Source organism: Pedobacter immunditicola, from assembly GCF_037482985.1.
In the GTDB taxonomy this organism is placed as follows: Bacteria; Bacteroidota; Bacteroidia; order Sphingobacteriales; family Sphingobacteriaceae; genus Pedobacter; species Pedobacter immunditicola.
The window spans coordinates 99,265-110,030 of the sequence record NZ_JBBHKC010000013.1; the positions used below are offsets into that span (position 1 = coordinate 99,265).

The following is a 10,766-nucleotide window of genomic DNA, read 5'->3' on the forward strand; positions in this document are numbered from 1 at the left end:
ATATTGAGCAGCTAACAAAAATTGAAAGTAAATTGCATCTAATGAAGGAGGTGGAAGAAAGTAATTTTGTTTAAATTTTAAAATAATAAGCTTGAAGATAAATCATAAACCATATACCCATATCTCTTTTGATTTATGGTTAACATTAATAAAATCTAATCCAGAATTCAAAAACAGAAGAAATTTATTGTTTAAAGATTTTTTTCAATTAAATGCTTCCATTGAAGACGTTACGCAGGTGATCAGATATTATGATGTTTTGTGTAATAAAATGAATGAGAAAACCGGGCTTAATGTCAATACTTACGAAATCTATTACCTCATTTTAAATAAATTAAATGTTGATATCTCGGAAGTTACCATTGCTCAGTTAGACAAATTTTATCAGGAAACAGAATCATTGTTTTTTGCCTACAAACCCCATTTGATGTATCCTAATATTCATCGGCTATTCGAAGAAGTAAAGTCGGAGAATAAAACGATGAACATACTAAGTAATACAGGATTTATCAAAGGAAAGACGTTGAGAAAACTGATCACTGACTACGGATTCGAAAACCATTTTGACTTCCAGATTTATTCAGATGAAGTTGGGTTTTCTAAACCAAATTTTAAGATCTTTAAATTGGTTGAGGATCAAATTAATATTGATAGAAATTTAGAACAAAAAGAAGTAGTACACGTAGGGGACAACATTATAGCCGATTATAATGGAGCCAAATCCTATGGTTTTAATGCAATTCTTTTAAATATTTAAAGTTGAATAGAAGTTATAGCTTACATAAAATAGTAGAGGAACAGGTTAGCCCTTTTAAAAAAGAAGAGTATAGCTGGTTTAAATTCGGGGATAAATTTTACGCTGAAAAATTTGCAACACAATTATTCGACGGATTTATTGAGCAATATAAAGATTTAATATTATCCGGACAGGATATCATTATTTTGCCAAGTCCCTATTTATCAATACCTACCGCTTCAAATTTCCTGTGCCATTTTTTTAAAATGAAATTGAACAACTTTTTGTTCCATAACAACAAAAAGGCATGTGCTGAATCTAAAATTTACCGCAATCAAACTTATGTAACTGATTATGGTAACCTTGATTTTGAAGAAAGAGTACAATTGATATCAAATGATACGTACTACATTGACAGAAATTTTATCGATGGCAAACTGTGCATTTTTGTAGATGATATAAAGATTACGGGCAGTCATGAACATACCGTAAACAAGATACTGGATCAGTACCAGGTTAAGGGAGATTTTGTGTTCATCTATTATGCTGAATTAATCAATAAATCAATTCACCCTAAGGTGGAAAATTTCTACAATTATTACGCAATTAAAGATGTCACCGATATCGCGAAAATCATCAACAGGGAAAGTTTCCAATTTAACACCCGAATCGTAAAGTATATCCTCAGTTTTAACGAGGAACAATTTCACTATCTGCTAGAGAATATTTCAGCTGAAAAACGCATTGATCTATTCCATCTGGCGATAAGTAACAATTACCACCAAATTACAGACTATCAAAACAATATAAACACAATTAAAACAGCTTAATTATGGCAATTAATTTACAGAAAGGTCAGCGTGAAAATATCAACGCTCCTAAATTTACGATTGGCTTAGGATGGGATACAAACAGTAGTTCTACAGGAACACAGTTTGATTTAGATGCTTCGGTTTTCATTTTAGGTGAGAATAAAAAATTGGTGTCAGATAGTCATCTTGTATTCTATAATAACCTTAAATCACCAGATGAAGCAGTAGAACATACAGGTGATAATTTAACGGGTGACGGAGACGGTGATGATGAGCAAATTAAAATCGATCTGACAAAAATTGCCCCATCTGTAAAAGAACTTTGTATTGTGGTTACCATTGACCAGGCTGAGAGTCGTGGACAGAATTTTGGCCAGATAAGAAATTCTTTTGTGAGAATTATCGATGACACCAATGGAACTGAACTGGTAAAATATGAATTAGATGAGGACTTTTCTATAGAAACAGCCATAGAATTTGGCAGGTTATACAACAGAGAAGGACAATGGAAATTTGAAGCTGTAGGCATGGGCATGAAAGGTGGCTTACAGGATTATTTAAACAAATATCAATAAGAAAAAACATGGCAATAAATCTTCAAAAAGGACAACGTATAAATCTTGAAAAAAGTAATGGCAGTAAGCTCCAAAACATTTGTGTTGGAATTAACTGGGGTGCAATTGAGAAAAAAAACTGGTTAGGCAGCTCTAAAAAAGAAGCCGTTGATTTAGATGCCTCCTGTGCACTTTACGACGAAAAGAAAAATGCCATAGATGTGATCTATTTCGGAAGTCTGACTTCAAAGGATGGCTCTATTAAGCACAGTGGCGATGACAGAACCGGTGACATGGGTGGCGATGATGGATTAGATAATGAAGTGATCACCGTTGATTTTTCAAGATTAAATCCTTCGGTTCACCATGTGGCGTTTGTGCTGAATAGTTTCCAGGGTCATGATTTCGGTACAATCCCGTTCGCATCGATCCGTATCTATGAAGGAAATGCTAAACAGGTAAATGAAGTGTTCGCAACTTTTGATATCGCAAATGGATCTAACTTTAAAGGTCATGTTTCCATGGTAATGGGCGTGTTCTACAAGAGAAATGGAGAATGGAAATTTAGCGCTGTTGGAGAGCCGACAACAGATAAAAAATTGGAAGAAACGATCAAAACTGTAACAAACAAGTACTTATAGCATGAGAAGATTACCAGTATATTTATTGTTAGATACTTCTGGCTCCATGTCGGGAGAGCCAATTGAAGCCGTGAAAAACGGCGTTCAAATAATGATAAGTTCCTTGCGTCAAAATCCACAGGCTATTGAAACCGCTTTTTTAAGTGTAATTACATTTGATAGTAAAGCGGAACAAATAATTCCTTTGACTGATCTGGCCTCGTTTCAAATGGTTGACATAAGAGCTACTGGTGTAACTGCTTTAGGTGATGCGTTGAAATTAGTGAGCAGTAAAATCGATTCTGAAGTTGCAAAAACGACTACAGAACAAAAGGGAGACTGGAAGCCATTGGTGTTTATCATGACTGACGGTATTCCAACCGATGACTGGCAAAGCGGCTTAGTGGAATTCAAAAAAAGAAAAGTGGCTTTTACAGTTGCTTGTGCTGCGGGTAGTGGAGCTGATACAAATATACTAAAACAGATCACTGACAATGTGGTGAGTTTAGATACTGCAGATAGTGCAAGTATCGGTAAGTTCTTTCAGTGGGTAACTGCATCAATTGGTGTAAGCTCTACAAAAGTGGAAGATTCAGGTAAAGAAATTACCGGCTTAAATGAATTGCCGCCGCCGCCTTCAGAACTTAATATAGTTGTATAATATATCGATGTACACATCAAAATCAAGTAAATGCTATTGAGATAAGAAATCATATGAGAAGATTACCAGTATATTTTTTATTAGACACCTCTGGGTCAATGTTTGGAGAACCAATTCAAGCCTTGAACAATGCTTTAAGTGGAATGATCAATACCCTTCGTTCTGATCCGCAAGCATTGGATTCTCTATGGATCAGTATCATCACGTATGATCGGGCAGTTAAAGAGATCGTTCCGTTAACGGAATTAGTGAGTTTTCAACTGCCCGAAATTACTTGTCCTCAAAGTGGCCCTACAAATACAGGTGCCGGTTTAGATTTCGTCATTGAAAAAGTAAAGAACGATATTATAAAAGGTTCATCAACACAAAAAGGAGACTGGAAGCCCTTGCTTTTCGTTTTTACCGATGGAAAGCCCTCTGATATCCAGTTGTACAGAAGTAAAATACCCGAAATTCAAGCGCTGAATTTTGGTGCCATAGTTGGCTGTGCTGCCGGGCGGATGGCTGATGATGCCATTCTTAAAGAATTAACAGATAATGTTGTTCATTTAGACTCAGCGGATAGTTCTACTTTGAAACAGTTTTTTAAATGGGTGTCAGACACCATTGAACAAGGAAATAAAAGCCAGGGAACTGGCGAAAGTTTGACCCTACCACCACCACCAAGTGAAATTACCGTAGTTTTATGATCAAGATAATCCCGATTCTCGTCAGCTTTTTAATTATAGGCTTGTTTTTATATTCAAAATTACTTCCTTATCAGGATAAATTAAGCCCGAAATACAAAAAGGTTTTCGAACTGTCTAATAAAATTTTCTCCCCGATTTTCGGGTTCTTAAAGAAACGTATGCAGCCTTTTCAAGTTGGAACTGGTATTTACGTGGATATGAGTCAATTGATATTATTGGTCATTTTTCTATTGCTTGTAAACTCTTTTTAAATGAGAAGACTTCCCATTTATTTTTTAATTGACGTTTCAGAATCGATGGTAGGCGAACCTATTCAGCAGGTTGAAGAAGGTTTAGCGACAATTGTAGAAGCTTTAAAAACTGATCCGCACGCGTTAGAGACCGTATTTGTGTCTGTTCTTGTGTTTGCTGGTCAGGCTAAAACATTGGTCCCATTGCAGGAGATCGTCTCTTTTTATCCCCCTAAATTTCCTATTGGTAGCGGAACATCTTTGAGTAAAGGACTTGGGCATTTGATGGCCGAGTTGAAAGCAAATATTGTTAAAACTACCTATGAGGTAAAGGGCGACTGGAAGCCTATCGTGTTTTTATTTACCGATGGGGTGCCGACCGACGATTGTAAAAAGTCAATTAGTGAATGGAAGCAAAACTGGCAAAAGGCGGCTAATTTAATCGCTGTTTCTTTTGGTGATGATACAGATATCAATGTTTTAAAAGACCTGACAGATAACGTATTGAGTTTTAAGAATACCAATGCCCAATCTTACAAGGAGTTTTTTAAGTGGGTAACAGATTCTATCAAAACGAGCAGTATCAGTGTAGAAAAAAATTCATCAGGTTTTGAATTGGCCAGGATCACCGGCGAAACATTGTCGAAGATTGACCTCAGCAAACCAACGCCAGTACGGCAAATGGTTGATGATAACTATGTGGTGCTGAATGGTAAATGTCAAAATACAAAGCGGCCGTATTTAATGAAATACCGGAAGTCAATCGATCCGGCTTCAATTAAAGGAATGGAATTAACCACCAAGAGCTATAGACTCGTTGGTGCCTACCAGGTCGATCAATCCTATTTCGAACTAGCTGATCAATCTAAATTTAACAATAGTGTAAATACACAAGAATTGATGGGTGCACCTCCTTGTCCTTGTTGTGGAAATCCAATCGCCTTTGCGGTGTGCGGTTGTGCCAAAATACATTGCATAGGTGAAGAAAAGGTGAGTAAATGTCCATGGTGTGGTAATGAAGGAACTTATGCGAGTGGAGATGGTGGTATTGATGTCAACAGAACCCAGGGGTAATGACAGAAGAGACAAAAAACTACATTGAGGCTTTATTAGCTAAATATAAACTCGACGTTCCGACCAATAAACGATCGGCTCTTGATGCTTTTATTTCAAACGAGGCTAATATCAATTCGGTACAGATTATTCTTGAAAATCAAAAAAAGCTTATGGCTAATTGGAAGTTAAAAACACGAATTGAAGATATTATCACGCAAGCGGTCTACTTACCGAATGGCACCGTAAATAAAGAATATCGGGCCAAGGTTGATTTTATAAAATTCGGCTGGGATGATATTATATATTCTGAAATCAAGGATTTGGAAGATTCTGGTTTAGTATATGATAGCAGCGAGGAACTTATTACAGGAAATCCCAAAATAAGTGGTGATATAAAAATCAAGTTATTGTTTCGCATTGACGGAGAAACGGAGGATTCTATTTTGAATGAAAAAGAAATAGTCATCATCATCAATCCAGATCCAAAGTCATTATGGAAAAACATAGATAGTGATGTAAATGATCCTTATTGGAAAAAAGACAACACAAATGCTGTAAGCGATTTTATTGATAAAAAAATTGTCATCTCCTCTAAGAGAGGAAGAAGTCATGCTAATGTTGGCTCATTCAGGGATGACGACTTTGCTTTTAAAAATTTAGAAAGGACCGGCTGGAGTGTTTTGGCAGTTTCTGATGGCGCGGGTTCAGCAGCCCTATCCAGAAAAGGTTCTCAACTGGCTTGTGATTTAGTGGTGTCTTATTTTGAAGAAAACTTCACTGAAGCGCATTTAAAAGATTTTGATGAGGTCTTATTAAGCCATCATCAGCAAACAGACGAGAATTCTTCGAAAAAGATTAGCCGTTTTGTCTATGATAATTTGTCGAAAGCAGCATATCATGTGCATAAACAATTAGCTGCCTTTGCTACGAAAGCAGAAAAACCATTAAAAGACTTTCATTCCACATTAATCTTTGCACTGGTTAAAAAGTACGAATTCGGATATGCTATTCTAACTTTTGGCGTAGGTGACTGTCCAATCGGATTAGTGAGCAAAGATTTAGCATCGATTAAATTAATGAATTGGCTGGATGTTGGCGAGTTTGGTGGTGGTACTCGTTTCATTACGATGCCGGAAATATTTCAGAGTGATAAGTTCTCAACACGTTTTGGTTTTAAGCTGATCGATGACTTTTCTTATCTCATGTTAATGACAGATGGTATTTATGATGCAAAATTTGTTGTCGAAGCTAACTTAGAGAAAATAGCAAACTGGAAAGAATTTATTGAGGATTTAAAAGGTAAAAACGATGATGGTGTGGGTGTTGATTTAAGCCACAGCAATGCTGAAGTTGCTGATCAACTTTCCAGGTGGATGGACTTTTGGAATCCAGGAAATCATGATGACCGAACGCTGGCCATAATTTATTAAATGATGAAGACAATCACAGTAAGATCTATTAACGATACTTCAAAATCATATCAGTTTATTGATAATGGCGAACCGATGCGTGGCGGCGTAAAAGATGTGTTCTTTAGTCCGGATAGAAAATACGTTGTGGCGATTTTTAGAGATAGATTAGATTTTAATCAAAAGGAAAGACTACAAAAAATCACCAATTATTATTTACCTCAGATTCAAACAAAGGAGGGGGGAGATTATTACTTAAATGAGGTTTATCGTTGGCCCACCGATGTTGTTGAACATAATGGATTAACTGGCGTTATTGTACCTATATACAATGGTAAATTCTTCTTTAAGAAAGGTTATGAAAGCAGTGACCTCATTAAAGGAAAAGAGAAAAATGGTAAATGGTTTGCCGGTGCTAAATTTAGAAATAAAAAGTTTCCGTTAAGTCTTGCCAGCTCTGAAATAAGCGACTGGTTAAGTTATTTCCAAATCTGTGTTAATTTAACACGTGGCGTTAAAAAAATGCATGCAATGGGGCTAGCCCATTCAGATTTATCTTATAACAATGTTTTAGTTGATCCTGTTGAAAAATCGGCCTGTATCATCGATTTGGATGGCTTGGTTGTACCCGGATTGTTTCAGGCTGAAGTGATCGGTACTGCAGAGTTCATTGCTCCTGAAGTGCTTTCTACAAAGCATTTGAGTAAGACCGATCCCAATAGGAAATTGCCAAGCAGGTTGACTGACTTACATGCTTTACCGGTGCTGATTTATATGTTCTTATTGCATAGACATCCCCTAAAAGGTGGTAAGGTACATGACTTAGATACGGAGACGGATGATTTATTATCCATGGGTGAAAAAGCCATGTTTATAGAACATCCAACAGATGCAGCAAACAGGCCGAAGCTTAATCAAGTATCGAAATGGGATCTTCCATGGGCAGATATCACCAAATTACCCTATACGATCACCGGACCCTACCTGAAAGCACTTTTTGATAAAGTGTTTATTGACGGGCTGCATCATCCGATGCAAAGACCTACAGCAGAAGAATGGGAAATTGCTTTATTGAAAACAACTGATTTGATGCAGAAATGCTTCAATCCAGCCTGTGATCAAAAATGGTATGTTTTCGATAATACAAATACACCGAAATGTCCTTTTTGTGGCACCGCTCATCAAGGAACATTACCGGTTTTAGACCTTTACTATCAATTTAAAGAATCGGTTTGGAAGCCGGAAAATCACAGACTGATGGTTTATAAAGATCAGTATCTGTTTCAATGGCATGTGAACCGGAATGTGACCAGGAATGAAAAACTGAGCGCAGCCGAGAAAGTACCTGTGGGTTATTTCACTTTCCATCAAAATAAATGGGTGCTGGTGAATCAGAAACTAACATCTTTGAAAGATTTAACCGATGACAAGGAAATTCCCATTGGGACAATGGTCGAGTTGACGGATGGAAAAAAGCTCCTCCTTTCAAGGGAAGATGGCGGAAGGGTGGTCGTAATTACAATGGCAAATAAATAAATTAAATAAATAAATAAAAACAAATAATATAATAAGAATGGAGACAAGTATTTTAGATTTACATCCCGGATTAGTGTGGGGATTTGCAATCGTAGTCGTTATCATGTTATTACTCGATCTGGGAGTATTTAACAAAAAGAGCCATGAAGTTACTTCCAAGGAGGCCACCATCTGGTCTATTGTATGGATTTCATTGTCAATGGTATTTTCAGGCGTTGTGTATTGGGTATTTAATTCTGATGCAGGGGGTCATGATGTGGCTGTCGAGAAATTCACTCAATACCAGGCAGCCTACTGGATAGAAAAAGCACTATCAGTTGATAATTTATTTGTGTTTATCCTGGTCTTTGGTTATTTCAAAGTTCCAAAACATTTACACCACAAAGTATTGTTCTGGGGAATTCTAGGCGCCCTTGTTTTCCGTGCAATTTTCATTTTTGCAGGTGTAGGTATTATCAATCTTACCTTTTTACCAGAAATGAATATTTTCGGTCAGTTGGTAGAAATTAACGCTGTGCTTGCCATATTTGGAATATTCCTGATCTATGCGGGTATTAAATCCTGGGGTCCTGGAAATGATGACAGTGATGAAGATTACAGTAATTCTGCGGGAGCTAAATTGGTTAAAAAGTTCTATAAAGTAAGTGATAACTATGACGGCGACAAATTTTTTACGGTTAAAAACGGCGTAAAAATGGCTACTCCTTTATTGGTTGTGGTTGCCGTAATTGAGTTTACAGATGTTTTATTTGCCGTAGATTCTATCCCTGCGATATTCGCGATTTCAAATGATCCGTTCATTTTATATACGTCGAATATTTTCGCCATATTAGGATTGAGATCTCTTTATTTCTTACTGGCGAATTTCATTCATATGTTCAGTAAACTGTCATATGGTTTAGCCATCATTTTGACTTTTATTGGTTTCAAAATGCTTATATCACCTTGGTTTCATATATCGTCTCCAGTATCATTAGGGATAGTAGCAGGTGTGTTAATTCTGTCTGTCGTTGTTTCCCTGATCTTCAAAGACAAGGAAGTTGTGACTAAAGACGAAGAAGTTGAGAAAGATGTAACCGTTTAAAATTGCGCTGTCTTTTTTGTTAGCTTAGAGATAAGTTAACAAAAAGAAGCTTATTAAATCATGTTGGAATGTGGATTAGCCGAATAGGGTACCCATATTTCAACATGATTTTTTTTGTTTTAAAACCATAATAGGTGTTTATAAAGAAAGGAGCTTAGAAAATCATATATTCACAGTAACGAATATAATGATATGGTGATCGGGTCACTCAAACAGGAAACCTATGAATTTCTGAATGTCTATTTTTGGGGTCTAAAATTACGTGCTAATTTATTCTTCAACGCAGCATATGGCTTGCGTTTTAATTTACAACAAGGAGAAACAGGCACAGATGAATATTTCGAAGAGGTGGTTTACCGGGCAACACAATTGTTCGAAGAAACTTTTGATCAGCATGACACGGTTACATTTTACTTGATTGACTATAAATGGAAGAAACGCAAAATTAGATTTTCTAATTATTGTTTTAAACAGATCAGGGGTTTGGTAAAAGAAGATGTTTCTTATTCAAAAGTTAAAGGACTCTACGAACCATTGGATAAATTAGACATCAGAAATATTGCGCAAGTAAAGGTTACGAGAAATTTAATTAATCATCAAAACATCTTAACAGCAATTGCCAATAAGGACTTTTCAAGGGAACCCGGTCTGGATAAGTGTGGCTTTTTGGGAAGTAAGGAAGTTTTCTTTATTAATCATGATAAACAGCTGATTTTCCATATGTATGATGACAGGGGTTTAGATGTGGTGTCAAGTCATATTGAAACTTTAAGGCCCCCTTATACTAAGTATAACTCCTGGATTCTTGAATCCAATAAAAATCAAATTGATGATCAATTTCGCAACCTGTAGGTTCCTATTACCAATGTTATTCCTGACCTTAATTTTAACCAGTTGTGATACTCATCCTACAAGTAAAATTGATGGCCAGAAATATACTGCCACTGAAGTAAACGGTAGTGGTCATGTTTTTCTAGAGACAAAGAACTTCTCGGGCGTGATTTTCAAATACACAGCTAATGAATCCAGGAGTTGGGATTCAACGGGCTTTACGCCTACTATTGAAGAAATCTTCAACGCGGAACGCATCTTTCGACATTGTTTAGAAGTTAAAAGAATAGGGAGCGATGGTATGGAGATAGAACAAAGGAGGATTCAACACCCTTCCAAATACTACAGACAATATTTTGGGCACTATAACCCTAAAGGTGAAAAGATTATTTTTATGAATTGTTTGATAAACTCATTTACATCAGGTGATTGGAAACAACGGGAGATAATGGTGAGAGATGGTGGTAATAACTATTTTAGTATAAAGATCAATATTGAATCACAGGATTGCTCATCTTTTATTGTTAATACTATAAGTTAAACTGGCG

General features: G+C 36.3%; 12 protein-coding genes. All 12 read left to right on the forward strand.

Features of this window, described 5'->3' with window-relative positions:
• Nucleotides 1-91: 91 nt before the first annotated feature.
• The 12 genes from WG905_RS18830 to WG905_RS18885 all read left to right on the forward strand — a co-directional run bounded on the left by WG905_RS18830 (nucleotide 92) and on the right by WG905_RS18885 (nucleotide 10,759).
• Complete coding sequence (locus WG905_RS18830) at nucleotides 92-757, forward strand: HAD family hydrolase (protein ID WP_339593310.1); 666 nt, start codon at nucleotides 92-94, stop codon at nucleotides 755-757.
• A 2-nt stretch (nucleotides 758-759) separates the two neighbouring features.
• A complete protein-coding gene (locus WG905_RS18835; protein ID WP_339593311.1) occupies nucleotides 760-1,566 on the forward strand; it encodes a phosphoribosyltransferase family protein in 807 nt (268 codons plus the stop codon).
• A gap of 2 nt (nucleotides 1,567-1,568) precedes the next feature.
• Complete coding sequence (locus tag WG905_RS18840) at nucleotides 1,569-2,123, forward strand: TerD family protein (RefSeq protein WP_339593312.1); 555 nt, start codon at nucleotides 1,569-1,571, stop codon at nucleotides 2,121-2,123.
• Between the two features lie 8 nt (nucleotides 2,124-2,131).
• Nucleotides 2,132-2,743 (forward strand): TerD family protein, encoded by a 612-nt coding sequence (locus tag WG905_RS18845; RefSeq protein WP_339593313.1) that lies wholly within the window; start codon nucleotides 2,132-2,134, stop codon nucleotides 2,741-2,743.
• Between the two features lies 1 nt (nucleotide 2,744).
• Nucleotides 2,745-3,383, forward strand: coding sequence for a vWA domain-containing protein (locus WG905_RS18850; protein ID WP_339593314.1), 639 nt, complete (start codon nucleotides 2,745-2,747; stop codon nucleotides 3,381-3,383).
• A gap of 53 nt (nucleotides 3,384-3,436) precedes the next feature.
• Nucleotides 3,437-4,072 (forward strand): vWA domain-containing protein, encoded by a 636-nt coding sequence (locus tag WG905_RS18855; protein ID WP_339593315.1) that lies wholly within the window; start codon nucleotides 3,437-3,439, stop codon nucleotides 4,070-4,072.
• Nucleotides 4,073-4,323: 251 nt separating this feature from the next.
• Entirely contained in the window at nucleotides 4,324-5,376 is a 1,053-nt protein-coding gene (locus tag WG905_RS18860) for a TerY-C metal binding domain-containing protein (RefSeq protein WP_339593316.1), read from the forward strand.
• Nucleotides 5,376-6,788: a PP2C family serine/threonine-protein phosphatase gene (locus tag WG905_RS18865; protein ID WP_339593317.1), complete on the forward strand. Its 1,413-nt coding sequence runs from the start codon at nucleotides 5,376-5,378 to the stop codon at nucleotides 6,786-6,788. Before WG905_RS18860 ends, WG905_RS18865 begins: the two co-directional genes overlap by 1 nt.
• Nucleotides 6,789-8,303: a helix-hairpin-helix domain-containing protein gene (locus tag WG905_RS18870; protein WP_339593318.1), complete on the forward strand. Its 1,515-nt coding sequence runs from the start codon at nucleotides 6,789-6,791 to the stop codon at nucleotides 8,301-8,303.
• A gap of 37 nt (nucleotides 8,304-8,340) precedes the next feature.
• Nucleotides 8,341-9,387 carry a TerC family protein gene (locus WG905_RS18875; RefSeq protein ID WP_339593319.1) on the forward strand — a complete coding sequence of 349 codons (1,047 nt, stop codon included), beginning with the start codon at nucleotides 8,341-8,343 and terminating at the stop codon, nucleotides 9,385-9,387.
• Between the two features lie 192 nt (nucleotides 9,388-9,579).
• Nucleotides 9,580-10,239 carry a DUF3885 domain-containing protein gene (locus WG905_RS18880; protein ID WP_339593320.1) on the forward strand — a complete coding sequence of 220 codons (660 nt, stop codon included), beginning with the start codon at nucleotides 9,580-9,582 and terminating at the stop codon, nucleotides 10,237-10,239.
• A gap of 13 nt (nucleotides 10,240-10,252) precedes the next feature.
• Nucleotides 10,253-10,759 carry a hypothetical protein gene (locus tag WG905_RS18885; RefSeq protein ID WP_339593321.1) on the forward strand — a complete coding sequence of 169 codons (507 nt, stop codon included), beginning with the start codon at nucleotides 10,253-10,255 and terminating at the stop codon, nucleotides 10,757-10,759.
• Nucleotides 10,760-10,766 lie beyond the last annotated feature (7 nt).

What these genes read in the sequence shown, in the direction of transcription:
- WG905_RS18870 (WP_339593318.1), top strand. Translation starts at nt 6,789, where the DNA reads ATGATGAAGACAATCACAGTAAGATCTATTAACGATACTTCAAAATCA.
- WG905_RS18855 (WP_339593315.1), top strand. Translation starts at nt 3,437, where the DNA reads ATGAGAAGATTACCAGTATATTTTTTATTAGACACCTCTGGGTCAATG.
- WG905_RS18850 (WP_339593314.1), top strand. Translation starts at nt 2,745, where the DNA reads ATGAGAAGATTACCAGTATATTTATTGTTAGATACTTCTGGCTCCATG.
- WG905_RS18845 (WP_339593313.1), top strand. Translation starts at nt 2,132, where the DNA reads ATGGCAATAAATCTTCAAAAAGGACAACGTATAAATCTTGAAAAAAGT.
- WG905_RS18840 (WP_339593312.1), top strand. Translation starts at nt 1,569, where the DNA reads ATGGCAATTAATTTACAGAAAGGTCAGCGTGAAAATATCAACGCTCCT.
- WG905_RS18885 (WP_339593321.1), top strand. Translation starts at nt 10,253, where the DNA reads ATGTTATTCCTGACCTTAATTTTAACCAGTTGTGATACTCATCCTACA.
- WG905_RS18865 (WP_339593317.1), top strand. Translation starts at nt 5,376, where the DNA reads ATGACAGAAGAGACAAAAAACTACATTGAGGCTTTATTAGCTAAATAT.
- WG905_RS18875 (WP_339593319.1), top strand. Translation starts at nt 8,341, where the DNA reads ATGGAGACAAGTATTTTAGATTTACATCCCGGATTAGTGTGGGGATTT.
- WG905_RS18880 (WP_339593320.1), top strand. Translation starts at nt 9,580, where the DNA reads ATGGTGATCGGGTCACTCAAACAGGAAACCTATGAATTTCTGAATGTC.
- WG905_RS18860 (WP_339593316.1), top strand. Translation starts at nt 4,324, where the DNA reads ATGAGAAGACTTCCCATTTATTTTTTAATTGACGTTTCAGAATCGATG.